The organism is Pseudomonas sp. 9_2_1 (assembly GCF_059295275.1).
In genome coordinates this window covers 2,570,669-2,595,730 of record NZ_CM181239.1, presented here as the reverse complement: position 1 = coordinate 2,595,730, position 25,062 = coordinate 2,570,669, and the positions used below count along the sequence as shown (strand labels likewise).

Here is a 25,062-nt window from a genome sequence, read left to right as displayed (position 1 = left end):
CGTTCTCTTCCCTCACTATTATCTACAGGAGCACCCCATGCCTGAAATCCTCGGCCACAACTTCATCGCCGGCCAGCGCAGCGCCGCTGGCTCACAGCGCCTGCAGAGCCTGGACGCCAGCAGCGGCGAGGCCCTACCCTACAGCTTTGCCCAGGCCACCGAAAGCGAAGTGGACCAGGCGGCCAACGCTGCTGCTGCCGCGTTCGCCGAGTTCCGCCAGCTGGCCCCGGCGCGCCGCGCCGAGTTCCTTGATGCCATCGCCGCCGAACTGGATGAACTGGACGACGCCTTCGTCGCCATCGTCTGCCGTGAAACCGCCCTGCCCGCCGCCCGCATCCAGGGTGAGCGTGGCCGCACCAGCGGCCAGATGCGTCTGTTCGCCCAGGTGCTGCGTCGCGGCGACTTCCTCGGTGCCCGCATCGACCTGGCTCTGCCAGAGCGCCAGCCACTGCCGCGGGTAGACCTGCGCCAGATGCGCATCGGTGTCGGGCCGGTCGCCGTGTTCGGCGCCAGCAACTTCCCGCTGGCCTTCTCCACCGCGGGCGGCGACACCGCGGCTGCACTTGCCGCCGGCTGCCCGGTGGTGTTCAAGGCGCACAGCGGCCACATGGCCACTGCCGACCTGGTCGGCTGCGCCATCGTCCGCGCCGCAGAGCGCACCGGCATGCCCAAGGGTGTGTTCAACATGGTCTTCGGTGGCGGCGTGGGCGAGTGGCTGGTCAAGCACCCGGCCATCCAGGCCGTGGGCTTCACCGGTTCGCTGAAAGGCGGCGATGCCCTGTGCCGCATGGCCGCCGAGCGCCCGCAGCCGATTCCGGTGTTCGCTGAAATGTCCAGCATCAACCCGGTGATCGTGCTACCGGGCGCCCTGGCCAAGCGCGGCGACGCCATCGCCCGTGAGCTGGCGGGTTCCGTGTGCCTTGGCGCCGGCCAGTTCTGCACCAACCCAGGCCTGGTGATCGGCCTGCAGTCGCCGCAGTACAGCCAGCTGCTGACGGACCTTGGCCAACAGCTCGGCCAGCAGGCCGGCCAGACCCTGCTCAATGCGGGCGGCCTGCGCAGCTATGCGGGCGGCCTGGAACACCTGCATGCCCATGCCGGAATCCAGCACCTGGCCGGGCAACCGCAGGAAGGCAGCCAGGCTCGCGCCCAGCTGTTCAAGGCCGACGCCCGCCTGCTGGTCGAGTCCGACCCGCTGCTGCAAGAAGAAGTGTTCGGCCCTACCACCGTGGCCGTGGAAGTGCAGGACACCGAGCAGCTGCGTGCTGCCCTGCTGGGCCTGCGCGGCCAGCTGACCGCGACCCTGATCGGCGAGCCCGAGGATTTCGAGGCCTTTGCCTGGCTGGTGCCGCTGCTGGAAGAGAAAGTCGGGCGGATACTGGTCAACGGCTACCCGACCGGTGTCGAAGTGTGTGACGCAATGGTGCACGGCGGGCCATACCCGGCCACTTCCGATGCGCGCGGTACGTCTGTGGGCACCCTGGCCATCGACCGCTTCCTGCGCCCGGTGTGCTACCAGAACTACCCGCAGGCGCTGCTGCCCGAGGCGCTGCGCGACGGCAACCCGCTGGGGCTGCGCCGGCTGGTGAATGGACAGTGGAGTGACGAGGCGGTCTGATTGATTGCCTGAAAGCACAAAGCCCTGCGCAAGGCAGGGCTTTTGTACTGGAGGTTGTGACCTATTCGCGGGCTAACCCGCGAATAGGGCCTCAAGCCCCTTGCGCCTCAGCCTCTTCATGCGCCTGGCGCAAGCGTTCGCGGCTATTGCTCAGGTGCATGCGCATCGCCATCTTGGCCCCTTCGCTGTCACGCCGGGCGATGGCTTCGTAGATCGCCTCGTGCTCGTGCATCAGCCGGCTCATGTAGTGCGCCTGGTCATCATGGGCCAGCCGCGCCGAATTCAGGCGGGTCCGCGGGATGATGCTGGTGCCCAGGTGGTTGATGATGTCGGCGAAGTAATGGTTGCCGCTGGCCTGGGCGATGCGCAGGTGGAACTGGAAGTCCGCCGACACGGCATCCGTGGCATTGGCTGCCCCCTCGTTGAGTTCATCCAGCGCCGCACGCATGCCCGCCAACGCCTCATCGCTGCGCCGCTGCGCCGCCAGGCCTGCCGACTCGATTTCCAGGGCGATGCGCAGTTCCAGCACCGCCAGCACTTCGCGCAGGGTCACCACGGTCGCCGGGTCGATACGAAAGCCCCCGGTGGATGGCGCGTCCAGCACAAAGGTGCCGATGCCGTGGCGGGTCTCCACCTGCCCGGCAGCCTGCAGCCGCGAGATCGCCTCACGCACCACGGTGCGGCTGACGCCCTCTTCGGCCATGATCTGCGATTCGGTCGGCAGCTTGTCGCCGCGCTTGAGCTGGCCGCTGCGAATACGCTCGGTCAGCACCGTGACCAGTTCCTGGGCCAGACTGCGCGGCTTGCGCCGGGTCCTTGCCTGTACCTGCTGCTCTGTCATTGCCCTGTGTTTCACCTTGAAAGACAGCGCTCATCATAGCGCAAGCAGTTGTACGATCACATACACCGGGTGCGGTATTTATTGCTCAAGCCTTGGGATCACGGTTTGGGTAACCCGGCACAAGTGCTGGCCCCGAGCCTGCACTGCGCGGTACCTTGTGCCTTCACGCTCACTTATCCATGGAAGGAAACGCAGCATGAAATCTGTCGACCGCGCTTTACTCGCCAGTGGCCTGCTGATCCCCTTGTGGCTGCTGACAGGTGTATGGCTCACGGCACGCGCGTATCCCGGCTACGACCACCTGCAACAGGCCATGAGCCAGCTCGGCGCCGCTGGCTCGCCTACCAGCAGTTGGTCGCCGCTGGTCAACAACTTCCCGCTGGCCGCGCTGTTTGCACTGTTCGCCTGGGGCCTGGCACGGCGCTGGCGTGGCTCGAAGCTTGCGCTGCTGAGCGCCGGCCTTGTGTTGCTGCATGGCGTTGGCAGCCTCGGCACCGGCTGGTTCCCCTGCGACCAGGGTTGCGCAGCCGCGCAGCCGTCCACCTCCCAGCAACTGCACAACCTGTCCGGGTTGCTGATGTTTCTCTCGCTGACCCTGGCCAGCGCCCTGTGGGCCTGGCTGGGCAATCGGCTTGCCGGCTCGCGGGCCTTGGCGTTGTTTTCCCTGGCGTGTCTGGTGCTTGCCATCGTCACTGCCGGGTTGATGGGCCAGGCGGTCGAGAGCGGCCAGCTGTTCGGCCTGTACCAGCGCCTGAACTACGCTGTGTCGGTGCTATGGGTAGCGGGCCTGGCATCGGCCAGCCTGCGCAAGCCAGCTGCCAACCCGTTGCGCCTGGCGGTCATCTGACGGCAAATTGCTGGCCCCCGACTGCCGAAAGCGAAGGCAAACTTCGTTTTTCTTCAGATGCTTAGGACAGCAACATGCGAGTACTTCTAGCAACGATGGCCGGCTGCCTGCTGGCCACGCTCGCTTCGGGCGCCCAGGCGCGGGCCCTGAGCCAGAATGATCGCCACACCTGCGGCTGGGGTGCACAGATTGCCGCCGAGGCGCAGCAGGCCAAACTTTCCGGGGTAACCCTGTATGCCACGCGCAAGAAGCTCCAGGTGCGTAAGTTTGCCAAACCCTGGATGCGTATGACCGCCTTTGGCATTACCGAGCAGACCTACAACAGCCGTTCTCGGCTGAAGCCTGCGGCGATCAAACAGACATACTATGAGCAATGCGTGCAGCATGCTGTAGCAAAAAGATAAATTGATATTTATCAATTAGTTAATAAATAAATATAAAGCTATTTAGGAGAAATAATTCACTGGCGCCAGGGCGCGCCGGCGTTGAAGCGCTCTTCAAGCCACGCCTTGAAGGCGCCCAGGGCAGCCGTTATTCAGGCGTGCGCTCGGCCGTACCAGGTAGATGCATGCCGCCACGTCCAGCTGCCAATCCGGCAGCACCCGCACCAGGCGCCCGCTGGCCAGGTCTTCGCCCATCAGCCAGTCACCGCCAGCAAGAATGCCCACGCCACGCCGAGCCGCTTGCAGCAGCGCTTCGTTATCGTTGCTGCGCAGGCTGCCGGTGACCTTCACGCTTACTTGCTGTTCACCACTCATCAGTCTCCATTCAGGAAATGAGCGCAAGCCACTGAAACCTAAACAATTGTGGTCCGTCAACTGATGCGGATTCACTGGCGCACCCTGGCGCGCCAGATAGTCGGGTGATGCGCACAGGATGCGCTGGTGATCGCACAGTTTTCTCGCCACCAGGCGATTGTCCGCCAGTTCCCCAATGCGGATGGCAGCGTCGAAACCCTCGCCGATCAGGTCGACGAAGCGGTCGGCGTACTCGGCCTCGACCATTACCTGCGGATACGTCAGCACAAAGTCGGCCACCATCGCGCTCAACCAACGCCGGCCCATGGCTGCCGGCAACGCCAGGCGCAGGCGACCACGCACGCTTGCCGCGCCTTCGGCAGCCTCCTGTTCCGCCTCGAAAATCAGATGGTGGGCCTCGCGCACCTTGGCCACCAGCCGCTCACCCTCATCGGTAAAGCGCAACTGCCGCGTGCTGCGAGGCCACGTCCACGCCTTGCCCGTGGGTCAGCTCGCGCACCTGACTGTGTTCCAGCCAGACCTCGCCTGCCGCTGGTGGTAGCACGTTCAAGTGTTCGAGCTGCATGACATCGGCCGGGCCGGTGCTGTCGAGCATGATGCGGGTAGCCATGATCGAATCCTGTTGGATGGAAGTTCGAGTCAGGCTATTGGGTCAGGCAAAATTGAACAATCAGGCGGGGTGCAGATGATTTCTGCACCCCTTGCAGCGATCGCTCAGTGCATCAGCACCCGGTCAGCACCGCAGGGCGCCGTTCGCCGGCGAAGAACAACGGGCGCAGGCGCACGCCGATCAGGTTGCCGGTATACGCCGCCACCAGCCACAGCCAGCCATGCACGCTGCCCGAGGCGATGCCGCTGAAATACGCACCGATGTTGCAGCCATAGGCCAGGCGCGAACCGTAGCCCAGCAGCAGGCCGCCGATTACCGCAGCAACCAGCGACGCAAGCGGGATCTTCAGGCTTGGGGCAAAGCGCCCGGCCAGGCCAGCCGCCAGCAAGGCACCCAGCACGATGCCCAGGTCCATGACCGTGGTGACGTCCTGCCACAGCGGCGAGGCCAGCGCCTTGGCATTGGCCGGGGCCTGCCAGAACACCCAGCTGCCGACATCCACGCCAAGGCCGTCGAGGGCTTTGGCGCCCCACAAGGCGAAGGCCGAGGTAATACCCCACGGCCGTCCGGCCAGTGCCAGGGTGGCGTAGTTGAGCAGGGCCAGCGCGATGGCACCCCACAGCAAAGGCCACGGGCCGCGCAGGAAGCGACGCAGGCCCTGGTACTTGCTGGCAACGGGTGCCTCCAGCGCGCCATGGCGGCGTTTTTCCAGCAATACGGTGGCCCAGGCTATCAACCCGAACACCGCCAGGCTGACCAGCAGCGCCGGCCCGACACCCCAGGCCTGCACAATCGAGGTTGCCGGCAACGACGGCAAGGCAAACCACCAGTCGGCGTGGTGGGTGGCAGTGACCGAACCGATGATGAAGAACAGCAAGGTCACCAGCATGCGTGCATTGCCGCCACCTACCGTGAACAACGTGCCCGACGCGCAGCCGCCGCCCAGTTGCATGCCGATGCCGAAGATGAAGGCGCCGAACACTACCGAGACCCCGGCCGGGGCCACCAGGCCGGTGACCGGGTTGCCGAACAGGCTGCCAGCCGACAGCGCCGGGAAGAACAGCAGCACCGCCACGGCCAGCATGACCATTTGCGCCCGCAGACCCGCGCCACGGCGCTCGTTGATGAACACCCGCCAGGCCGAGGTGAAGCCGAAAGCCGCGTGATACAACGTCAGGCCAAGCGCGGCGCCGACAAGTAGCAGCAACACCTGTTTGAAGCTGGCGTTGAGATTGAGAAACCAGGCACCGGCCAACAGCAGGGCCAGGGCAATTACGGGTGCGCCCAGGCGACGCGGTTCGGGTGTGGCGGTTGCGGAAAGACCCATCGGTGTACTCGGATAACAGTGAAACGGGTGGGGAGTATAACGCCTGTGGCGGCCTCGGTCGTTGCAGGACCGCGCGCAGCCGAGGTATTTGATAAGCTGATCAAGCCAGCCAGAACTGACCAAGGCCATTCACCCTATGGATGAACTGCGCAAGATCGACCTCAACCTGCTGCTCGCCCTGCACGCGCTGCTCAGCGAAAAGCATGTGACCCGCGCCGCCCTGCGCCTGCATCGCAGCCAACCGGCGGTAAGCCACGCCCTGGCACAGTTGCGCAAACATTTCGACGACCCTTTGCTGGTGCGTCAGAATGGCCGCATGGTACTCACCGCCCGTGCACAGTCCCTGGCCACACCGCTGCAGGACGCTCTGGGCAACCTCAACGGCCTGCTGGCCACCCCGCAGTTCGAACCCGCCAAGGCCCAGCGCCGTTTCAGGCTGTCGCTTTCGGACTACTCCTCGCGCATCATCCTGCCACCCCTGCTGCGCCACCTGCGCCAGGTTGCCCCAGGGGTGGACCTGGCCATCAGCCAGGCGAGCCGCGACAGCATGCTGGCCCAGTTGCTCGACGGTGAACTGGACCTGGCATTGGGGCTGTTCCCCGACCTGCCGCAGGACATCACCGTCCAACCCCTGTTTGCCGACAGCTTCATCAGTGTCGCCGATCGCCAGGTGTTGCCCGACCGCGGCGGCCTGGCCCTGGATGACTGGCTGGCGCGACCGCATGTGTTGATGGCCATGCGCCCGGATGCCTTCGATGAGATCGAGCGCGCGCTCGCAGCCCAAGGCCTGCGCCGACGTATCGCCCTGGCCTTGCCGCACTGGAGCGCAGCGGTCGAGGTACTGGCCGGTACCGACCTGATCCTGACCGTGGCCAGCCGTGCAGTGGGCTCACTGCGCCAGCACCCGACGTTGCGCAGGTTCGAGCCTCCACTGGCGATACCCGCATTCGACTACCAACAGGCCTGGCACCGCAGGAAGGACAGCGACCCAGGCCACCGCTGGTTACGCGAAACGGTATGGGCGTGCAGCCAGCCGGGCCGCTAGTCAGCCGTCAGACTGTTTTACAACCGGGGCGGTAGTCACCTTTGAATCCGCAGCCCACGTGCCCTGCACTAGCAGCACTCCGCACAGGATCAACCCCACCCCCGCCAGCCTGGCCACGCTCAGCGGCTTGCCGCCCAGCCCCATCATCCCGAAATGGTCGGCGACAACTGCCGTGATGATCTGCCCGGCAACCACCAACACCAGAAACCCCGCCGCCCCCAGCTTGGGGGTAAGCGCCGCAGCGCCGGCCACGTACAGTGCGCCCAGTACACCACCCACCCATAACCACCAAGGGCCTTGCAGGGCTTTGCCCAGGTCGGGCGCCGGCACCCGCAGCACCAGCAACGCGGCAATCACCACCACTGAGCTCACCGTCAGCGAGGTGAACGCGCCCCACAACCAGTGCCCCAACGCCCGGCCGACAGCGGCATTGCCCGCCGCCTGGAACGGCAGCACCGCCCCCGCCACTAAGGCCATGGCCACTGGCAACACCAGCAGTATCATCGGTTTGCTCAGCACGATCGTTCTCCATCTGTCTACGCATGACCCACATGATGGTTCGGTCAGCCCCGATGATGGAAATCAAAGACATGCACGCCCATTATTCGTAGCATGCATGCACCGCACGACCACATGGAGGTGGCTGAAATGAATGAACGTACAACCTTGATCGACCTTGGCCAGTTGCCCACGCGCAACCTGGCCGAATGCCTGGCAGTGAACCAGGCGGTCCTGGTCAACGCATTGGCAAGCCAACTGCCCGGCTCCTTGGCACAACAGTTGGCGGAGTGTGCCGAAGCCGCCCAGGCGATGGGCCTTTCGAAAAAAATCGCAGCGATCGGGCTGGCGCTCGGTCAGTGGCTGGAACAGGCACCGCCATCCGTTGCCGAAGCCGTCTTCGAGCACTGCAGTGCGCACCTGTCCGATACGGTGCGCAGTTGGGCGGCCTTCGCCCAGGCGTACCTGTCGCGCGACCTGGACCTTGAAGCAGCCTTCCTGGCCCAGCTGCGCTTTGCGCGCGATGAGCATTTCGGCGTCCGCGAATGGGCCTGGATCGCCCTGCGCCCGCGCTTGACCCACAACCTGGACAGTGCGCTGGTGCTGCTCGCCCGGCATGCCAGCGACAGCAACCCGCTGGTACGTCGCTTCTGCATCGAGGTGCTGCGCCCGCGCGGCGTCTGGTGTGAGCACATTGCCGAGCTCAAGCAAACGCCGGAAGCAGCCGAGCCACTGCTGGTACCGAACCTCGCCGAAACAGAGAAATATGCGCAGGACTCGGTCGCCAACTGGCTCAACGATGCCAGCAAGACCCGGCCCGATTGGTTGATTCAGCTATTTGAACGATACCCGCCGTCATGCAAGGCATCACGGCGGATCCACCTGCGGGCAACCCGAAGCCTGCCCAAATGATTGTCAGCGCGAGGTTTCTATACGCAGTACCTCCGTGTAGATCGCATCGACCGTCTGCCCGACCTTGAGATTCTTCATTCGCGCTTGCAGGTCAGGGTTTTCTACCTTGACCACCTGCAGCTTGCCCTCGGGTGGCAACAGGCTTACCTCATGCTGTTTCAGGTCGATCTTCTTGATCTGCGAGGTGACCCTGACCTGGCGGAACGCTTCGCCGCCCGGGTTGGGGTTCGCCGCCGTGGCCCGGATGGTGCCGGACTCCTCGCTGGCCTTCGGCGCCCCGCCCACTTGTGTATTCAGTACATAGGCCACCGCCCGGGTGACGTAGATGTCGACCTGGTCCCCGACTTTGAGGTTGGGCAGCGCCTTGGCTTTTTCGGTGAGCTGGAAGGTCACATCTTTCTTGTCATCCGGGCCCTTCACTGTGACCTGGCGGTTGGCCATATCAATGGCCGTGACCTGCGTGGTGACATGGCTTTCGAGCGCCTCGCTGGCAATGGGGATATCGGCAGCCTGCGCCGTGAAGCTGGCAGCAGAGGCCAGCGTGGCGAGGGCAACAGCACGAGCAACTGAGCGAATAGGGTTCATAGGCCTGCTTCCATGTGATCAAGACCGAACGGGTGGGTGAACTGTGTATGCGCTGACAAGCATAGCCATTCCCTGCCGCTGTGCCGGAACCCGCCCTTGCGACCCATTTTGTCTGCTGGTCTCTGTGGGAGCGGGTTCACCCGCGAACACCGGCTAAGTCGGTGTTCGCGGGTGAACCCGCTCCCACCCGAGGATGCGCCATCCTCGGTAAGTACGTTGAAGCAGCCGCCTGGTAGTTCTCAGCGGTTACGCGTCACCCGCCACACCGTGTTCGCCAGGTCGTCGGCAATGATCAACGCCCCGCGCGGATCCACCGTCACCCCCACCGGCCGTCCACGGGTCTTGCCATCTTCACCCCTGAATCCCGTGGCGAAGTCGATGGGTTCCCCCGCCGGCTTGCCGTCGCTGAAAGGCACGAAAATCACCTTGTAGCCCACCGGATTGGGCCGGTTCCAGCTGCCGTGCTCGCCCACGAACACGCCATTGGCGAAGCGCTCACCCATGGCCGGGATCGAAAAATCGACGCCGAGCGCTGCGACATGCGAACCGAGGCTGTAGTCCGGCTTGGTGGCCGAAGCGACCTTGTCAGGGTTTTGCGGGCGTACCCGGTCGTCGACATTCTGCCCCCAGTAACTGTAGGGCCAGCCGTAGAACGCCCCCTCCTTGACCGAGGTGAGGTAGTCCGGCACAAGGTCCGGTCCCAGCTCGTCGCGTTCGTTGACCACCGCCCACAGTTGCCCGGTCTGCGGCTGCATGGCCAGCGCCGTCGGGTTGCGCAGGCCGGTCGCGTAAGGCCGGTGCGCGCCGGTTTCGGCATCTACCTGCCAGACCATCGCCCGGTCGATCTCCACCTCCAGGCCACGCTCGGTGATGTTGCTGTTGGAACCGATGCCCACGTACAGATAGCGGCCATCCGGGCTCGCAGTCAGCGACTTGGTCCAGTGGTGGTTGATCTCGGCCGGCAGGTCGGTGACCTTGGTCGGCGGGCCACCGGCTGTGGTCTGGCCGTCCTGGTAGTCGAAACGCACCAGCGCATCCTGGTTGGCCACGTACAGCTTGCCGTTGGCAAACGCCAGGCCATACGGCGCGTTGAGGTTGTCCGCGAACACGGTCTGCACCTCGTAGGTGCCATCACCGTCGGCGTCGCGCAGCAGCGTCAGGCGGTTGCCACCTTTGACCTGGGTGTTGCCCTTGGCCTTGATCTGGCTGGCGATCACATCCTTGGGCTTGAGCTTGGCCGCGCTGCCACCCCTGCCCTCGGCCACCAGAATGTCGCCGTTTGGCAGCACCAGGCTCTGGCGCGGAATCTTCAGGCCGGTGGCAATGGCCGTGACGCTGAAGCCCTCTGGCACGGTGGGTTTCTGTTCACCCCAGGCGACCGGTTCGGCAATCTTCATGCTCGGCAGCAGACCGCGCTGCGGGTCAGGCAGTTTCGGGTCTGGGCCACGGGCCTGGGTCGGCTCGCCATCCCCGCCACACGCGCTCAGCAGCAGCGCCACGCTTAACAGGCTCAATGCATGCAAAGGCTTCATGCCGCACCTCCCGAACGCAAGTTGCTCAGGCCGGTCCAGGCAGCTACCACTGCAAGCACCGTCACGATCACCGACAACACCAGCCCCGATGGCATCACCGCCCAGGCGTCCTTGGCATGCTCGAAGGCATTGATCAGCCCGAGTACCCAGGTCACCAGCAGCAGCAGGAAGTACAGCGTCGGCCGCCCGCCCTTGCGCTCGGCGCGGACCAGGTTGGCCAGCGCGAACAACAGGGTCAGGCCACAGAACACCAGGCCACCGGCTATCAGCCAGGCAGCGAAGTTGCTCCACTGAATCTGGTAACTGTTGAAGTAGGCGATGTCGCTCAGTAGCGCGCCTAGAAACAAGGGCACACTGCCAGCCAGCAACAGTGCATGCAGTGGGCTGGGCGTGCAGCGGTACAGCGCTTGGTCAGATGCGGTCACGGTGCCTCCTTTTCATTCAGTGACCCGGGCTGATGGCTGTGCACCATCAGGTGAGCGCAGGATGCGCCTAGCAAGGGAGCCCCTTGACGACGCGATAGTTCACCGCTTCGCTTGAAATGAAATATTCTGTCAGGCATTCCATGCCCAGCGCAGAAGAGGACCCCATGAGCAGAACACAGATCCATCCGGTCGGATGCTGGGCGCTGACCGCGCTGCTCGCCCTCAGCCTGGCGCTCACCGCCGGCTGTTCCAGTAAAGCCGGCAAGGCGCGCTACGCGACGCCTGCCACAGGCTCCAATTGCTTCGCCAAAGCCGTACCGACAACTGGCGAAGGCGGCCTGGCGTGGGGCGACACCCTGAGCATTGCCCGGCACAAATCCATGAACAATTGCATGCGCTATGCCAGCCGGTCGGGAGGTACGCCCAGGACTTGCCAGGTGGTGATGGCCAAGTGCAAAAACTGAGTATGTAGGCTATTTGCTGTCAGATAATTCCTACAACTTACAGCACAACTTCTCCCGCACAGTATCGCGCAAACAAAAACACAAACATACCTCAATAAAATCTTACACTTTCAGCCTCGACCAAAACGCAGGAATGGAGGCATTGTCTTTTACACGCAAGTAATCAGCTTGCGCCAGCATCCAAAGCGAAAGTTGCACCCCGCAGATAATTCAAGCAAAGAAGCTCACACCATCTCAAATACCTGAGCCTTGGTTTGAAAAGGCTTCGCCATGAATAAGGAACTTGCATGAATAATGCCTCCGTCAGCAGTGCCACCTCCGGCCCTGCCTGCAGTGCACGCGTGCCGATCCTGCCGGTGCGCTATGCCATCGTGCCGCGTACCGGCGCTACCCCTGCCTGCCGCTACGCCGACGCAGGCTTCAACCTGGAACAAGGCTTTACCCCCCTGCAGCACTCCGCCTACACCCTGCGTGCCCTGCGCCCTGGCTACATCTACATGTTCATGCAAGGCCCCCAGGGCGAAAAGCTGGTCATTCATGAATACGACGGCGAAGGCCACTACAAGGAACTGCACTACCGGGGCCTGGAGGACTATCACCTGCGTCATCGCTACCAGGCCAGCCGGACCGTGGGCTGGGTGTGGGCCGATACCTGCCCGGACACCGCCAAGGAAGTGTGGATCGGCTACAGCCCGCATTTGTGGACCAACGCCACGACCGCGCGCATCACCGGTTCAGCCGCCTTGCGCAAACGGCATATGCGCCAGCTGGACATGGCCGAGCTGGTGGCCAGCAACCAGTCCCCGTCCAGCCAGCCCCATGTGTTGCCGGTCAGCGCCCTGCAAACCTGGGTCGAAGATTTCAAGCCAGCCAGCCGGCGCATGCCGCTGACCTGGAGCAGCCATCCGTTCACCGACACGCTGCCCATCGGCAACCTCACCGCCATGGCGCGGCACTACCCGAGTACCCAGCCGAAAGTCCCGGTGGTGGTGGCCCTCGCCGATGCCGAAGGCATGGCCCTGGACCTGGGCCTGTCGGTGTCGGCCTACCAGCATCAACTGCGTGACCTGATGCCCGCCGAGCAGCTGGAACATACCCGCCCAGCGCAAGGCCCCGAGCATGAACGGGTGCCGGCGTGCTACCGGCTGGATGCCGAACAGCTGAGCCGACAAAGCCGCGATTTCCACCATCGCAACCTGGTGGGCATGCTGCTGAACAAGACGCTGGAAAGCCTGTACCCGGCCGATGCACCGTCACCGGAGCTGGCCGCCTTCAGGATCAACACGGAACGCCGCGGCCCCGAGCTTGCTCCGGCAGCGGCACGCTTCGAGGCCCTCACCCACCAGGACTATTCCCCCGGCGGCGCACGCCTGGCACAGCGCATCGATACCGCCAAATACCTGCGCTTTCTCGCTGAACGCGATGCGCTGGAAGAGCGGCTTGCAAGTCTGCGCAAGCTGGCCTTGCAAGCCAGCAACGATCACGACGTCTGGCTGGCCACGGCGGAGGCCGCTGCTGTCAATAATCCCTACAGCCTTGCTGCGGCGCTGGCCTGCTACGACCGTGACGAACGCCTCTCCGCCCGCGGCCTGGAAATATCTCTGGCGCTGATAATCAATCCAATGGGTCAGCCAACACCCGGTACCGAAGACCAGGATCGACGCTTCAAACGCCTGGAACAGTGGCTGGATCAGCACGACAGCCCGCTGTACACAGCCCTGGCACCGTTCAACCCGTTCAAGGACAAGGCCGACTCGATCGGCAGTCTGTTCGGCGCCAGCGACAATGTGGTCGAGGGCCTGGCCGGTCGTTTCCCGGCCATGGCCGACATCACCGACCTCACCGCCCAGTCGGTCAATGCCGTGGTGCTCAAGCGCTTGCGTGGAAAGACAAGGTGGGATGCCAGTCATGGCCTGCGTCAGCAAGTGCTGCTGGCAGCACGTGAAGGCAATGCCGAGAAAGCGCTGGGGCTATTGGCAGCCCGGTATCGGATCACCGAGCAGGCCGTTCGGGAAAATCCGTTCAGTCAGGAAGTGGAGAAATACCTCAAGAACGGGATGGCGCAAGTTGAAGAAATGAAGCAACTGCGTATCTCGGGAAGCCGAATGGTGTCAATTGAACTGACCACTACCGCGCGGGTGAAGCCTAACTTTGTCGGGTTGCTTGTTTCTGGCGGCGGAGGCGGTTTGAACGCGGGGATGCTGTGGTTCAACGTGCTGTCGCTGAAGACGGCCTATAACAGCCTGCAGAAGAGCGATGCCCCGGAATACACCATGGGGTTTGCTTCATCCATTTTCGGCGTGATCGGTGCAGCGGCGGCAACATTGGTCAGCGTAAGGGCAGCGCAAAGAGTTGTAATCTCGAGGCTTAGCCCAATGGCGCCAGGCATTGCCTTCGGCAAGGGAATCATCACGCTACTCAATAGTCACCTGTTCGCGAGAGCATCAGGCTACCCGGCGATAATACTGGGCCTTCTATCTGACTTTACCAAGGGATGGCGCCAATCACAAAACGGTAATTCAGTTACCGGTCTATATAATATTACCGGCGGCGCGGTAAGTGCCATAGGCTCCGCCCTCATATTAGAGGGGAGCCTTGCCATCGCTGGTCCGACATTTTTTATACCTTTCGCAGGCTGGGCCGCAGCGGGTGTAGTGTTGATGGGAGCCTCTCTTATGGCAGGAGGGCTATATCTCTATTCCAAGGCGCATGAACGCTTACACAGCCCGATAGAGTTATGGGCGAGCAGATGTATTTTTGGAACCAGACAAAGCGATGGCGAAATCCGCCCTGACTTGACTCTAGACTTTGAGCAAAAACTTCCTCGCTTCGATAACATAATTATGGAAATCGAATCATGGCATTCTGAGACATATGCTCCATTAGCACTTTCGCTGGATCACTCTACACAATTAGGTCTAGAAGGGCTTACCACAGACCTTAGCGTAAACAGCCAATGGCCTACCCCGGACTGGGCAACAATTATACACAGTCAAGTATCACAGGCCACGCCCACAATAGAATTCACCATATTGCTGCCAAACTTCATGCTCGAACAAAGCGAATGGTCAGGAGCGTTGGAGTCCAGCGATCGTGATGGACATACAACAACGATTACCACGCTACCAATATGCTATATAACACCAGCTGGCTTAGTACTCCATTACAAGACCCAAAAAAAAGCAACCAAAAGCGCAAGACTAACAATCAACTATCATCTAAATCATGGATTAGCCACACGATTAAAGCTAAATACCCAATTCTGTATCGAGAGGTGACGCATGGCAACCATATGGTTATTCAACCCCCATCAAAAAAACGACATAGAACCTAAAATCTCAGACCAGCTAGTTGATTCCACCAGCTTCTTCCTGCGCTTGAGAAATCCATGGGTTACTGACTCAGTATTTATGGGGAAAATGTACACGGCAATGTGCCTAGCTACTGCAATATTTGTGTACACTCTTCTTTTAGATGACACAACCAACTATGAGCTAGAGGGCGCCTACGCATTTCTGGTAGCGCAGATTATAGTACCTTTTATTTTTACACCTTTCCTAGCCTATAGAATAATCTATATAAAAAAGCTTTCTGACATCTACCTGAATAGGACAACACAAAAAATCTATTATAAACGCTTCGGAAAACTATTCACTTTTGATTGGAACAACATCAGGGGAGGCCGATTCAAACGCACTGAATTCGGTGGATCATCCTTTACCACCAGCTACGCCTTAGCCTTCGCCCCTCGCCGAGAAGATGGCAGCCTGCACCAGAAAGACTGCCTGTGGGTCGACAGTAACTCGCCCACCGAATCCGACATTCAGTACGTCGCCGAAGTCTGGGAATACCTTCGCCACTTCATGGACCACGGCCCGGACAAACTTCCCCCGCCAGGCGAACCCAACTGGTGGCACAAGCCCCTGCACGCGATCTGCCTGACCCCGGCGGAAGCCTGGCGCCACTATGCCCCATGGCGAACCGGCGAGCCGGGAGAAATGCAGGGCAAAAAGAACTGGCAATTGCCATTCTGGGCCGTTCTGTTCCCTTACAACCTCACAGTCGCCATTGCCTGGTACTTCGTCTGCAAGCTCTTCAATGTCCGCGCAGCGGCGCCACCCGCTGAGGCTTTTGAAAGCGCGCCTGCTAACGCTCTCGAGTGACCACCACCTCGAGATACTCACTCGGCACCACCAGCGACGATGGGCCACCCACATTGTTTGCATTCAACAATTCAGCCAGATCACGCTCCAACGCCTTGGCCGCCTCCGGCTCCAAAGCGGCGAACGCCTTGTGCACCGGCCCGTACCATGTCCGGAAAACCTCGATGAAGTGCGCTGCCGAGCGGTAGCGGAAATTGAAGTGCTGGCGGCTGACGTTCAATTCGCCATGCGCGCCCTCGAACATCACGCGCAGCTGGGCCTCATCGCCCCAGCGCGAAGGCGGCAAAGCCCCGGCGGGCGGTGGTACATGCCGGCCAAGGGTCTTGAACATCTGGCCTACGAAGCCTTGCGGGGTCCAGTTGGCCAGGCCGATGCGACCACCGGGCCGGCACACCCGCGCCAGCTCGCGCGCGGCTTGGGTCTGGTCGGGGGCGAACATCACACCGAAGGTGGACAGCACTGCATCGAAACTGCCATCGGCGAATGGCAAGGCTTCGGCATCGGCGGCCTGGAACACCACGTTCAAGTGCTCGGCCCGCGCCCGTTCTTCGCCGCGCTTGAGCAGTTCGGGCACGTAGTCGGTGGAGGTAACGCGACAGCCGCGCCGGGCAGCGGCCAGGGTGGCGTTGCCGTTGCCGGCGGCAACGTCCAGCACCTGCTCGTCCCAGCGTAGGTCACAGGCCTCGGCCAGGCGTTCGCCAACCAGCTGCAGAGTGGTGCCGATTACCGCGTAATCACCACTTGCCCAAGCGGCTTGTTGGCGGGTTTTCAGGGCATTGTTGTCCAAAGGGGTGCTCATGGTCTGCGCCTTCTTGTTGTGCGCGGCCGAGGTCCTTCTGGCGGTGTATGCGCCGGTGGATCAAAAGGATGGGTGCAGAAAGCTACGCCTTTGGCAGGCGAAGCGGCAAGACGAAATAGGGATAGGGACAAGATCGAGGCGTTATATGAGGTATGCCCGGCCCTTCATATGACTTGGCATTGATTGTTGGCGGTGATATCGGATTCGCCGGCAAGCCCGCTCCACAGGGACCACATGATCCCTGTAGGAGCGGCTGGATGCAGCTGCGGTCAGGCCATTTTGGCCCTGGCGGCGTGCAGTTTCTTGTAGCTTTCGATCAGGCGCAGATGGCGGTCAAGGCCTTCGAGCTTCAGGCTGGTAGGGGTGAGGCCGTGGAAGCGCACGCTGCCGTCCACCGATCCCAGCACAGCGTCCATGCGCGGGTTGCCGAACATGCGGCGGAAGTTGACCTCGTAGTCGGCCATTTCCAGCTCGTCGTCCAGTTGCACTTCCAGCACCACGTTCAGGGCCTGGTAGAACAGGCCGCGCTCGACGGTATTGTCGTTGAACTGCAGGAACGCCTCGACCAGTTCCTTGGCCTCTTCAAAACGCTGCACCGCCAGGCAGATCAGCAGCTTCAGCTCAAGAATGGTCAACTGCCCCCACACCGTGTTTTCGTCGAACTCCACGCCGATCAGCGTGGTGATGGTGGTGTAGTCATCGACGTCACAGTTGTCCAGGCGCTTGAGCAGCAGCTTCAGCGAGCGGCTATCGAGGCTATGCAGGTTGAGGATGTCGGCACGGAACGACAGGGCGCGATTGGTGTTGTCCCAGATCAGGTCCTCGACCGGGTAGATTTCCGAATAACCAGGCACCAGAATGCGGCACGCGGTGGCGCCAAGGTTGTCATACACCGCCATGTACACTTCCTTGTCCAGCGCTTCGAGGATACCAAACAGGGTGGCGGCTTCCTGGAGGTTGGAATCCTCACCGTGGCCGGAGAAGTCCCACTCCACGAACTCGAAGTCGGCCTTGGCACTGAAGAAGCGCCACGACACCACACCGCTGGAATCGATGAAGTGCTCGACGAAGTTGTTCGGCTCGGTCAGCGCGTGGCTTTCGAAGGTGGGCTGCGGCAGGTCGTTCAGGCCCTCGAAGCTGCGGCCCTGCAGCAGTTCGGTAAGGCTGCGCTCCAGCGCCACTTCAAGGCTAGGGTGGGCGCCGAACGAGGCGAACACGCCGCCGGTACGCGGGTTCATCAGGGTCACGCACATGACCGGGAACTCACCGCCCAGCGAGGCATCTTTCACCAGCACCGGGAACCCCTGCTCTTCCAGCCCCTGGATACCGGCGACGATGGCCGGGTACTTGGCCAGCACCTCCTGCGGTACGTCCGGCAGGCACAGCTCGCCTTCAAGGATTTCGCGTTTGACCGCGCGCTCGAAGATTTCCGACAAGCACTGCACCTGCGCCTCGGCCAGGGTGTTGCCGGCGCTCATGCCGTTGCTGAGGAACAGGTTTTCGATAAGGTTGGACGGGAAGTACACCACCTGCTGGTCGGACTGGCGCACGAACGGCAGCGAGCAGATGCCGCGCGCCTTGTTGCCCGAGTTGGTGTCGTACAGGTGCGAGCCACGCAGCTCGCCATCCGGGTTATAGACCTCGAGGCAGTGCGCATCGAGGATTTCGGCCGGCAGCGCATCGCGTGGGCCAGGCATGAACCACTGCTCGTTCGGGTAATGCACGAACGACGCGTTGGCCAGGTCTTCGCCCCAGAACTGGTCGTTGTAGAAGAAGTTGCAGTTCAGGCGCTCGATGAATTCGCCCAACGCCGAGGCCAGCGCGGCCTCCTTGGTCGAGCCTTTGCCGTTGGTGAAGCACATCGGCGACTGCGCATCGCGTACATGCAGCGACCACACGTTAGGCACGATATTGCGCCACGAAGCGATCTCGATCTTCATGCCCAGCCCGGCGAGAATGGCGGACATGTTGGCGATGGTCTGCTCCAGCGGCAGGTCCTTGCCGGGAATGTAGGTGCTGGTGTCCGACACCGGCATCAGCAGCCCCTGGGCATCGGCATCGAGGTTGTCGACCACTTCGATGACGAATTCCGGGCCGGTCTGCACCACCTTCTTGACCGTGCAGCGGTCGATGGAGCGCAGGATGCCCTGGCGGTCCTTCTCGGAAATGTCCTCGGGCAGCTCCACCTGGATCTTGAAAATCTGGTTGTAGCGGTTTTCCGGGTCGACGATGTTGTTCTGCGACAGGCGGATGTTTTCGGTGGGGATGTCGCGGGTCTGGCAGTACAGCTTGACGAAGTAAGCCGCGCACAAGGCCGAGGACGCCAGGAAGTAGTCGAACGGGCCTGGGGCCGAACCATCGCCCTTGTAACGGATCGGCTGGTCGGCGATCACCGTGAAGTCGTCGAACTTGGCTTCTAGACGGAGATTGTCGAGAAAATTGACCTTGATTTCCATGCGGGTTTACCGTGATTTAAGCGTGCAAAACGAAATTGGCCGGCATTATCCGGGTTTTCACGCAGGAAGTCCTCCCCGCATCTGAACGCAGCGCGGCCGCAGGCTTGCGCATTTCACCGGATTGCTTGCCCGATCCTCTGCCGCCGCCCGGTCAAGGGACGCGCGGTCGTAGAGGTGTGCTAGCGTTTCTGCACTGGAGAACAACGTATTCCCCAGGCAAAAAACACAGCGACAGCAACCGTGAATGGCAGGTGAACCATGGAACTACGCATCAACCAGAAGACCTACCAGGTCGAGGCGGACGCCGACACGCCCTTGTTGTGGGTAATTCGCGATGACCTGGGCCTGACCGGCACCAAGTATGGCTGCGGCCTGGCCCAGTGCGGCGCCTGCTCGGTGCTGGTGGACGGCAATGTGGTGCGCGCCTGCGTTACCCCGGTGGCCGGAGTGGTCGGGCGCGAGGTCACCACCATCGAAGCGATCGAGGCCGATGCGGTCGGCAAGCGCGTGGTCGCCGCCTGGGTCGAGCACCAGGTGGCCCAGTGCGGCTACTGCCAGTCTGGCCAGGTGATGGCGGCCACGGCGCTGCTCAAGCACACCCCCAAACCCAGTGACGCGCAGATCGAAGCGGCGATGGTCAACCTGTGCCGCTGCGGCACCTATAACGCTATCCATGCCGCCGTGCATGACCTGGCTCAGGGGGAAACAGCCTGATGAACACCCCAGCCGATACCCCCGCCGAACTGCTCAAACTGCAGCTTGGCGAAACAGTCAATCTGTCACGCCGGCGCTTTATCGCCGGCACTGCGGTCGGCGCCTTGGTACTTGGCTTCGGCCTGCCCATGGGCACGGCCCGGGTGCAAGCGGCGACCACAGCAAGCGCGCAACGCGGCACCCAGGTGCCGGCGTTTCTGGAGATCCGCCCGGACGGTACGGTGCGCCTGCTCAGCCCGTTCATGGAAGGCGGCCAGGGGCCTTTTACCGCCATGGCGCAGATCGTCGGCGAAGAGCTGGATGTCGACCCTGCCAACTTCGTGGTGGACAGCGCGCCACCCGGCGAAGCCTATGTGGTGATGGAAAACGGCATGCGTATTACCGGTGGCAGCATGTCGGTGCGCATGAGCTACCCGACCATGCGCCGCCTGGGCGCTTTGGCCCGTGCCATGCTGCTGCAGGCAGGCGCCGAACAGCTCGGCGTCCCGGTCGAACAGCTGTCCACCACGCCGGGTAACGTAGTACATACCACGACTGGCCGCTCAATTCCCTACGGTGAGCTGGCCGGGCGCGCGATGGACCTGCCGGTGCCTGATCCGAGCACGGTCAAGTTGCGCGACCCCAGCCAGTTTCGCTGGATCGGTAAACCCGTGCGCCGCCTGGATGCCTATGACAAGTCAACCGGCAAGGCCCAGTACTGCATCGACATGAAAGTCGACGGCATGCTGCATGCCGCCGTGCAGCACGCACCCCGTCTGGGCATGACCGTGGGCAGCCTGCGCAATGAGGATCAGGTCAAGGCCATGAAAGGTGTGCATTCACTGCATCAGCTGCCAGGCGCCGTCGCCGTGGTCGCCGAGCGCTGGTGGCACGCCAAGCGCGCGGTGGAAGCGGTCCAGGTAGACTGGAAAGAGCCGGCGGCGGACACCAAGGTGCGGCCGATGCCCGCGGACTTTTCCAGCGACGGCTGGCGCGAGCACCTGGCCACCGTGCAGGGGCCGGCCCGCGACGAGGAGAACGAAGGCGATATCGCCGGCGCACTGGGGAATGCCAAGACCAGCATCGAAGCCAGCTACCATAACCAGTACCTGAACCACGCCCAGCTGGAGCCACCCTCTGCCCTCGCCCGCTACAACCCCGACGGCACCCTGGAGGTCTGGCTGCCCAACCAGGCACCGGACATGTTCCGTGACGACATTGCGAAGCGTACGGGCCTGGACCCTGAACAGATCCTCCTCCACTCGCCGCTGCTGGGCGGTTTCTTTGGCCGCCACTTCCTGTACGACTCGGCCAACCCCTACCCCCAGGCCATCGCCCTGGCCAAGGCAGTCGGCCGGCCAGTGAAGCTTATCTGGAGCCGCGAAGAGGAGTTTCTGCGCGATGTGCTGCGGCCCGTTGCTGTGGTGAAATTCCGCGCTGGGCTGGACGCCGAGGGCTGGCCGGTTGCGCTGGAGGCGGTGAGTGCCACTGAAGGCCCCACCGAGGCCATCGCCGGCAAGCAAGGCGACAAAGTCGACCCAACCGCGCTTGAAGGGCTATCGGGCAAGGCCTACGCCATTGCCAACAAGCGCATTGCCCAGATCTACGTCAAAGGCCCGGCCATGCTGGGTTACTGGCGCTCGGTCGGCAATTCGCTGAACGACTTCTTCTATGAAAGCTTTCTCGACGAACTGGCCGACAAGGGCGGCAAGGACCCGTTCGAACTGCGCCGCCACCTGCTACGCGACAACCCGCGCCTGACCAACCTGCTGAACGCGGTCGCCGAATTGTCCGGTGGCTGGAAACGCGGCCCGTTCACCGCCGAAGATGGCAGCAAGCGCGCGCGGGGCGTGGCCATGGCCTCACCGTTCGGCTCGGAGGCCGCGGTGATTGCCGAGGTGTCGATCGACAACGGCCAGGTCAAGGTGCACGACATCTGGCAGGCCATCGACCCGGGCAGCATCGTCAACCCGGCGATCATCGAGCACCAGGTCAACGGCGCAGTCGCCCTGGGCCTATCGCAGACGTTGCTGGAGGAAGCGGTGTACGTGGACGGCAAACCGCGCGCGCGCAACTACGACCTGTACCCGATCCTGCCACCCTCGCGCATGGCCCGGGTGCATGTACGTATTGTCGAAAGCGGCGCGAAGATGGGTGGCATCGGCGAGCCGCCGCTGCCCGCCGTGGCACCGGCCGTGGCCAATGCAGTCGCGCAGCTTACCGGCCAGCGCGTGCGCAGCCTGCCATTGAGCCGCCATACCTTCAGTTGACTGCACAAGGAACGCCCCATGACCCATCGTTTCGCAAGGACCGCTGGCTGGCTGGTGCTGCCCTGCCTGGTCGCGGCAGGCCTGCTGGCCTGGTACGTCACCCGCGAGCCCGCCTCGCCGTTTGCCGGGACGCCGATCGTGGCCAGCGACCCGGCGCTGGTCAGCCGCGGCGAGTACGTGGCCCGTCTCGCCGACTGCGTGGCCTGCCACAGCCTGCCAGACGCCAGACCGTTTGCCGGCGGACTGGAAATGGCCACCCCGCTGGGCGCAATCCACGCCACCAACATCACCCCTGATCGCGACACAGGTATTGGCAACTACAGCCTGGCCGACTTCGACCGCGCCGTGCGTCAAGGCGTGGCTCCTGGCGGACGGCGGCTGTACCCGGCCATGCCCTACCCGTCCTACGCCAAGCTCAGCGATGATGATGTGAAGGCGCTTTATGCGTTCTTCATGCACGGGGTGCAACCTGCCCGGCAGGCCAACCTGGCCAGCGATATCCCTTGGCCGCTGAACCTGCGCTGGCCCATCGCCCTGTGGAACGGCCTGTTCGCTGCCAACACACCATACACCGACAAACCCGAGCAGGATGCGCAGTGGAACCGTGGTGCCTACCTGGTCCAGGGGCCCGGCCATTGCGGCAGCTGCCATACCCCGCGGGGCCTGGCTTTCAACGAGAAAGCCCTGGATGACAGCGGCAAGCCGTTCCTCGCCGGCGCCCTGCTCGATGGCTGGTACGCACCGAGCCTGCGCGCCGACCCCAATACCGGGCTGGGGCGCTGGAGCGAGGCGGACATTGCGCAGTTCCTGAAGACCGGGCGAAACCGCCATGCGGTGGTGTTCGGTTCGATGACCGAGGCGTTCAACAACTCCTTGCAGTTCATGCATGACGAGGACCTTGCCGCCATTGCCCGCTACCTGAAATCGCTGCCCGGCGACCCGCAGCGCGACGGCGTGCCGTGGCAGTACCAGGCAGAATCTGCAACGGCGCGGCTCGACAGCCCGGGCGCACATACCTATGTGACCCGCTGCGCAACGTGCCACGGCCTGGATGGCAAGGGCCAGGCCGAATGGATGCCGCCGCTGGCCGGGGCCACGTCGGCCCTGGCCAAAGAGGCGGCCTCGGCGATCAACATCACCCTTAACGGTTCGCAGCGCGTGGTAACTGCCGGGGTGCCGGATGCCTTTCGCATGCCGGCTTTGCGCGAGCAGTTGAGTGATCAGGAGATTGCCGAGGTGCTGAGCTTCGTGCGCACGGCATGGGGCAACCACGGTGGTGCGGTGAATGCGCAGGCGGTGGGGAAGCTGCGTGAACATACCGACCCGGCCAGCAGCAGCCCGATCATTCTGCATATGCGCTGAAGCAGGGGCGGGCTGCTACGGCTGCGCCCGCTCCAGGTTCTGCTTCAACAACCGCTCCGGCAATTCCCCGGCAACGATCCTCTCCATCTCCCGTGCCAGCGCTTCACGCAGCTGTGACTGGTTGCAGCGCGAGTTACGCGACAGCGCCAGGTACAACCCCTCACTGGAAACCGGCGGCTCCAGCACCTGGAGAGTACCTGTGATACCCAACGTGCGCGCCAGCGCCATGCCGGGGTACTGCTCGTACACCACGTAATCGCTGCGCTTGTGCATCAGTTTCTCGAACGCCTGCCGGGCACCGGGCACCGCTTCAAGGGTGAGGTTGGCCTTGGCGTAGTCGTCGAATTGCTGGCCGTGGCTGTTGTTGACCAGCGTACCGCCCTTGCGACCTGCAAGATCGGCCCATTGCCGATAGGCAAAGGCGTTGTCCCGGCGCACCCACACCACGCTGGGTGTGTGCAGGAATGGCGGTGCGACGAAGTCCATCTGCTGCCGACGCGCATCGGTCTGAAAATACCCGGCCAGCAGGTCGATCCGGCCAGTACGCACTTCTTCCTGCGCGCGCGACCAAGGCCCGGCGTAGATCACATCGATTTCCAGCCCAAGCTGCTTGCCCAGGTATTTGAGCAGGTCGGCATTGGCGCCGATCAGCTGCTGGGGGTTTTGCGGGTCGCGCCACAGGTACGGGGGGTATTCCGGGTTACCTGTGGCGGTCAGCCGTCGACATTGCTCCGCCGCTGCCGCCGCCAAGGGAAGCAGCAGGCACAGAAAAACTGGCAAGGCGTAGCGAAAGCAACGCTCGATCATCGACGACCCTCGGCACCTGTGACATCCGCCGACCCGGCGGAGCGGCCAAAGGCTGCCACCTCCTGTGGTCGACTGCAGCAATCATCTGCGCGTGCTGCAGACAGTCTGGACCATCAGCGGCTAGCAGGCTGGCCTTTCATCGGCCGGACCACGCATTTTCACGCGCCTTGGCGGCGCATCGCCAGGATCGCTGCACCAAACCCGATAAAGGTCGTACCCACCACCCGGCTCACCCAGCGCGACAGCGACGGCCGCGTCAATACCCCTTTTGCCCGCGCAGCCAGGGCGGCATACAGGCTCAGTGAGGTAAGCGACAACGCCACGAAAATCCCGGTAAGGGTCAGGAACTGCGGTAGCAATGCGGCGCCCTGGTCGATGAACTGCGGAAACAATGCAGTGAAGAACATGGTCGCCTTGGGGTTGGTGACCGCCGTGAAGAAGGCCGACTTGAACAGCTTCACAGGCGTAGGCCGGACCTTGGCCACGCCCTCTGCACTTCCCGCTACCAGCATCGGGCTTTTTTTCAGCAATTGCCGCGCCCCGAGGTAGAACAGGTAGCCCGCCCCCAGGATCTTCACGGCATTGAACAGCATTTCGGAACTGGCCAGCAGCGCGCCCAGCCCCAGCATGGCGGCTGCCGACAGGCAGAACAGGCCCAAGCCATTGCCCAGCGACGACCAGATCGCGCTGCGCTGGCCGTGGGCCAGGCTGTTGTTGATGGCCATCAGGGTGGCAGGGCCAGGGCTGGCAATCGCAATAGCGGCAACCAGGGTAAAAGCAAGCAGCGAGTGGGAATCCATTTCAGGCTCGTCAGGCAATCGGCAAAGGCTGCGTGGATGGCACGCAGGTTCAGTCGGCATTCTGCCGTTTGGCCGCCTTTTTGGCGATAGCCTTCATGCGCGTCGCCGCCCGTTGCACGGTGGCCATCTTTTCCGGGCGTTTCATGCCCCGCCATTTGCGGATTTCGTCACGGCTACGGCCACAGCTTACGCACAGCTCGCTGTTGAGCTGGCATAACGAGACGCAGGGGTTGTCGATGTCTTTGGCCAT

The 25,062-nt window shown here is 62.8% G+C and carries 23 protein-coding genes and 1 pseudogene; 11 read left to right on the top strand and 13 right to left on the bottom strand.

Annotated features, from left to right (window positions below; genetic code table 11):
- The first annotated feature begins 37 nt into the window (after positions 1–37).
- Positions 38–1,618 (top strand): aldehyde dehydrogenase (NADP(+)), encoded by a 1,581-nt coding sequence (locus tag AC5O5I_RS11680; RefSeq protein WP_494512618.1) that lies wholly within the window; start codon positions 38–40, stop codon positions 1,616–1,618.
- A gap of 91 nt (positions 1,619–1,709) precedes the next feature.
- Here AC5O5I_RS11680 and AC5O5I_RS11675 read toward each other — a convergent pair whose 3' ends face one another.
- Positions 1,710–2,459: a FadR/GntR family transcriptional regulator gene (locus AC5O5I_RS11675; protein ID WP_172220107.1), complete on the bottom strand. Its 750-nt coding sequence runs from the start codon at positions 2,457–2,459 to the stop codon at positions 1,710–1,712.
- Positions 2,460–2,655: 196 nt separating this feature from the next.
- Here AC5O5I_RS11675 and AC5O5I_RS11670 point away from each other — a divergent pair, with 196 nt between their 5' ends.
- Together AC5O5I_RS11670 and AC5O5I_RS11665 are read left to right on the top strand one after the other, a co-directional pair.
- Positions 2,656–3,306: a DUF998 domain-containing protein gene (locus AC5O5I_RS11670; protein WP_172285631.1), complete on the top strand. Its 651-nt coding sequence runs from the start codon at positions 2,656–2,658 to the stop codon at positions 3,304–3,306.
- A 74-nt stretch (positions 3,307–3,380) separates the two neighbouring features.
- The gene (locus tag AC5O5I_RS11665) at positions 3,381–3,710 is read left to right on the top strand and encodes a hypothetical protein (RefSeq protein WP_172227892.1); all 330 of its coding nucleotides are present in this window, start codon (positions 3,381–3,383) and stop codon (positions 3,708–3,710) included.
- 56 nt (positions 3,711–3,766) lie between these two features.
- Here AC5O5I_RS11665 and AC5O5I_RS11660 read toward each other — a convergent pair.
- The 3 genes and pseudogenes from AC5O5I_RS11660 to AC5O5I_RS11650 form a co-directional block, all read right to left on the bottom strand.
- Positions 3,767–4,523, bottom strand: a pseudogene (locus AC5O5I_RS11660) (substrate binding domain-containing protein); the annotation flags it as partial.
- Positions 4,492–4,674 (bottom strand): hypothetical protein, encoded by a 183-nt coding sequence (locus AC5O5I_RS11655; protein WP_172227890.1) that lies wholly within the window; start codon positions 4,672–4,674, stop codon positions 4,492–4,494. The gene AC5O5I_RS11655 and the pseudogene AC5O5I_RS11660, both read right to left, overlap by 32 nt.
- 112 nt (positions 4,675–4,786) lie before the next feature.
- A complete protein-coding gene (locus AC5O5I_RS11650; RefSeq protein WP_494512617.1) occupies positions 4,787–6,001 on the bottom strand; it encodes a YeeE/YedE family protein in 1,215 nt (404 codons plus the stop codon).
- A gap of 136 nt (positions 6,002–6,137) precedes the next feature.
- On the opposite strand from AC5O5I_RS11650, the gene AC5O5I_RS11645 reads away from it, so the two are divergent.
- Entirely contained in the window at positions 6,138–7,046 is a 909-nt protein-coding gene (locus AC5O5I_RS11645) for a LysR family transcriptional regulator (RefSeq protein ID WP_494512616.1), read from the top strand.
- On the opposite strand, the gene AC5O5I_RS11640 is transcribed toward AC5O5I_RS11645, so the two are convergent.
- Positions 7,047–7,565 carry a DMT family transporter gene (locus tag AC5O5I_RS11640; protein WP_494512615.1) on the bottom strand — a complete coding sequence of 173 codons (519 nt, stop codon included), beginning with the start codon at positions 7,563–7,565 and terminating at the stop codon, positions 7,047–7,049.
- Between the two features lie 129 nt (positions 7,566–7,694).
- Here AC5O5I_RS11640 and AC5O5I_RS11635 point away from each other — a divergent pair, with 129 nt between their 5' ends.
- Entirely contained in the window at positions 7,695–8,456 is a 762-nt protein-coding gene (locus tag AC5O5I_RS11635) for a hypothetical protein (protein WP_494512614.1), read from the top strand.
- A 3-nt stretch (positions 8,457–8,459) separates the two neighbouring features.
- On the opposite strand, the gene AC5O5I_RS11630 is transcribed toward AC5O5I_RS11635, so the two are convergent.
- The 3 genes from AC5O5I_RS11630 to AC5O5I_RS11620 all read right to left on the bottom strand — a co-directional run bounded on the left by AC5O5I_RS11630 (position 8,460) and on the right by AC5O5I_RS11620 (position 10,998).
- Positions 8,460–9,041 carry a hypothetical protein gene (locus tag AC5O5I_RS11630; RefSeq protein WP_172227880.1) on the bottom strand — a complete coding sequence of 194 codons (582 nt, stop codon included), beginning with the start codon at positions 9,039–9,041 and terminating at the stop codon, positions 8,460–8,462.
- A gap of 239 nt (positions 9,042–9,280) precedes the next feature.
- On the bottom strand, positions 9,281–10,573 hold the full coding sequence (locus AC5O5I_RS11625; protein WP_172227878.1) for a PQQ-dependent sugar dehydrogenase: 1,293 nt from the start codon (positions 10,571–10,573) through the stop codon (positions 9,281–9,283).
- A complete protein-coding gene (locus AC5O5I_RS11620) occupies positions 10,570–10,998 on the bottom strand; it encodes a DUF2231 domain-containing protein (RefSeq protein WP_172227876.1) in 429 nt (142 codons plus the stop codon). Before AC5O5I_RS11620 ends, AC5O5I_RS11625 begins: the two co-directional genes overlap by 4 nt.
- Positions 10,999–11,162: 164 nt before the next feature.
- On the opposite strand from AC5O5I_RS11620, the gene AC5O5I_RS11615 reads away from it, so the two are divergent.
- The 3 genes from AC5O5I_RS11615 (at position 11,163) to AC5O5I_RS11605 (ending at position 15,625) form a co-directional block, all read left to right on the top strand.
- Positions 11,163–11,462, top strand: coding sequence for a hypothetical protein (locus AC5O5I_RS11615; RefSeq protein ID WP_494512613.1), 300 nt, complete (start codon positions 11,163–11,165; stop codon positions 11,460–11,462).
- A 287-nt stretch (positions 11,463–11,749) separates the two neighbouring features.
- Entirely contained in the window at positions 11,750–14,740 is a 2,991-nt protein-coding gene (locus AC5O5I_RS11610; protein ID WP_494512612.1) for a T6SS effector BTH_I2691 family protein, read from the top strand.
- Between the two features lie 3 nt (positions 14,741–14,743).
- The gene (locus tag AC5O5I_RS11605) at positions 14,744–15,625 is read left to right on the top strand and encodes a DUF6708 domain-containing protein (RefSeq protein ID WP_172285293.1); all 882 of its coding nucleotides are present in this window, start codon (positions 14,744–14,746) and stop codon (positions 15,623–15,625) included.
- On the opposite strand, the gene AC5O5I_RS11600 is transcribed toward AC5O5I_RS11605, so the two are convergent.
- Entirely contained in the window at positions 15,609–16,424 is an 816-nt protein-coding gene (locus AC5O5I_RS11600) for a class I SAM-dependent methyltransferase (protein WP_494512611.1), read from the bottom strand. The genes AC5O5I_RS11605 and AC5O5I_RS11600 overlap by 17 nt on opposite strands.
- A gap of 269 nt (positions 16,425–16,693) precedes the next feature.
- Positions 16,694–18,880, bottom strand: a complete 2,187-nt coding sequence (locus AC5O5I_RS11595) for an OsmC domain/YcaO domain-containing protein (RefSeq protein WP_494512610.1) — start codon at positions 18,878–18,880, stop codon at positions 16,694–16,696.
- 258 nt (positions 18,881–19,138) lie between these two features.
- Between AC5O5I_RS11595 and AC5O5I_RS11590 the strand changes: the two genes are divergently transcribed.
- Genes AC5O5I_RS11590 through AC5O5I_RS11580 form a run of 3 tightly spaced genes read left to right on the top strand, consistent with a single transcriptional unit; the run spans position 19,139 to position 23,205 of the window.
- Complete coding sequence (locus AC5O5I_RS11590; RefSeq protein WP_172285291.1) at positions 19,139–19,594, top strand: (2Fe-2S)-binding protein; 456 nt, start codon at positions 19,139–19,141, stop codon at positions 19,592–19,594.
- On the top strand, positions 19,594–21,843 hold the full coding sequence (locus tag AC5O5I_RS11585) for a xanthine dehydrogenase family protein molybdopterin-binding subunit (RefSeq protein WP_494512609.1): 2,250 nt from the start codon (positions 19,594–19,596) through the stop codon (positions 21,841–21,843). Before AC5O5I_RS11590 ends, AC5O5I_RS11585 begins: the two co-directional genes overlap by 1 nt.
- 18 nt (positions 21,844–21,861) lie before the next feature.
- Positions 21,862–23,205, top strand: coding sequence for a c-type cytochrome (locus tag AC5O5I_RS11580; protein ID WP_494512608.1), 1,344 nt, complete (start codon positions 21,862–21,864; stop codon positions 23,203–23,205).
- Positions 23,206–23,220: 15 nt separating this feature from the next.
- Here AC5O5I_RS11580 and AC5O5I_RS11575 read toward each other — a convergent pair whose 3' ends face one another.
- The 3 genes from AC5O5I_RS11575 to AC5O5I_RS11565 all read right to left on the bottom strand — a co-directional run bounded on the left by AC5O5I_RS11575 (position 23,221) and on the right by AC5O5I_RS11565 (position 25,062).
- Entirely contained in the window at positions 23,221–24,012 is a 792-nt protein-coding gene (locus AC5O5I_RS11575) for a substrate-binding periplasmic protein (RefSeq protein WP_172227796.1), read from the bottom strand.
- 158 nt (positions 24,013–24,170) lie between these two features.
- Positions 24,171–24,812: a LysE family translocator gene (locus AC5O5I_RS11570; protein WP_172285288.1), complete on the bottom strand. Its 642-nt coding sequence runs from the start codon at positions 24,810–24,812 to the stop codon at positions 24,171–24,173.
- A 49-nt stretch (positions 24,813–24,861) separates the two neighbouring features.
- Positions 24,862–25,062 (bottom strand): DUF1289 domain-containing protein, encoded by a 201-nt coding sequence (locus tag AC5O5I_RS11565; protein WP_172227792.1) that lies wholly within the window; start codon positions 25,060–25,062, stop codon positions 24,862–24,864.

Coding starts and splice junctions, on each gene's coding strand:
- AC5O5I_RS11680 (WP_494512618.1), top strand. CDS start 38: ATGCCTGAAATCCTCGGCCACAACTTCATCGCCGGCCAGCGCAGCGCC.
- AC5O5I_RS11675 (WP_172220107.1), bottom strand. CDS start 2,459: ATGACAGAGCAGCAGGTACAGGCAAGGACCCGGCGCAAGCCGCGCAGT.
- AC5O5I_RS11670 (WP_172285631.1), top strand. CDS start 2,656: ATGAAATCTGTCGACCGCGCTTTACTCGCCAGTGGCCTGCTGATCCCC.
- AC5O5I_RS11665 (WP_172227892.1), top strand. CDS start 3,381: ATGCGAGTACTTCTAGCAACGATGGCCGGCTGCCTGCTGGCCACGCTC.
- AC5O5I_RS11655 (WP_172227890.1), bottom strand. CDS start 4,674: ATGGCTACCCGCATCATGCTCGACAGCACCGGCCCGGCCGATGTCATG.
- AC5O5I_RS11650 (WP_494512617.1), bottom strand. CDS start 6,001: ATGGGTCTTTCCGCAACCGCCACACCCGAACCGCGTCGCCTGGGCGCA.
- AC5O5I_RS11645 (WP_494512616.1), top strand. CDS start 6,138: ATGGATGAACTGCGCAAGATCGACCTCAACCTGCTGCTCGCCCTGCAC.
- AC5O5I_RS11635 (WP_494512614.1), top strand. CDS start 7,695: ATGAATGAACGTACAACCTTGATCGACCTTGGCCAGTTGCCCACGCGC.
- AC5O5I_RS11630 (WP_172227880.1), bottom strand. CDS start 9,041: ATGAACCCTATTCGCTCAGTTGCTCGTGCTGTTGCCCTCGCCACGCTG.
- AC5O5I_RS11625 (WP_172227878.1), bottom strand. CDS start 10,573: ATGAAGCCTTTGCATGCATTGAGCCTGTTAAGCGTGGCGCTGCTGCTG.
- AC5O5I_RS11615 (WP_494512613.1), top strand. CDS start 11,163: ATGAGCAGAACACAGATCCATCCGGTCGGATGCTGGGCGCTGACCGCG.
- AC5O5I_RS11610 (WP_494512612.1), top strand. CDS start 11,750: ATGAATAATGCCTCCGTCAGCAGTGCCACCTCCGGCCCTGCCTGCAGT.
- AC5O5I_RS11605 (WP_172285293.1), top strand. CDS start 14,744: ATGGCAACCATATGGTTATTCAACCCCCATCAAAAAAACGACATAGAA.
- AC5O5I_RS11600 (WP_494512611.1), bottom strand. CDS start 16,424: ATGAGCACCCCTTTGGACAACAATGCCCTGAAAACCCGCCAACAAGCC.
- AC5O5I_RS11595 (WP_494512610.1), bottom strand. CDS start 18,880: ATGGAAATCAAGGTCAATTTTCTCGACAATCTCCGTCTAGAAGCCAAG.
- AC5O5I_RS11590 (WP_172285291.1), top strand. CDS start 19,139: ATGGAACTACGCATCAACCAGAAGACCTACCAGGTCGAGGCGGACGCC.
- AC5O5I_RS11585 (WP_494512609.1), top strand. CDS start 19,594: ATGAACACCCCAGCCGATACCCCCGCCGAACTGCTCAAACTGCAGCTT.
- AC5O5I_RS11580 (WP_494512608.1), top strand. CDS start 21,862: ATGACCCATCGTTTCGCAAGGACCGCTGGCTGGCTGGTGCTGCCCTGC.
- AC5O5I_RS11575 (WP_172227796.1), bottom strand. CDS start 24,012: ATGATCGAGCGTTGCTTTCGCTACGCCTTGCCAGTTTTTCTGTGCCTG.
- AC5O5I_RS11570 (WP_172285288.1), bottom strand. CDS start 24,812: ATGGATTCCCACTCGCTGCTTGCTTTTACCCTGGTTGCCGCTATTGCG.
- AC5O5I_RS11565 (WP_172227792.1), bottom strand. CDS start 25,062: ATGGCCAAAGACATCGACAACCCCTGCGTCTCGTTATGCCAGCTCAAC.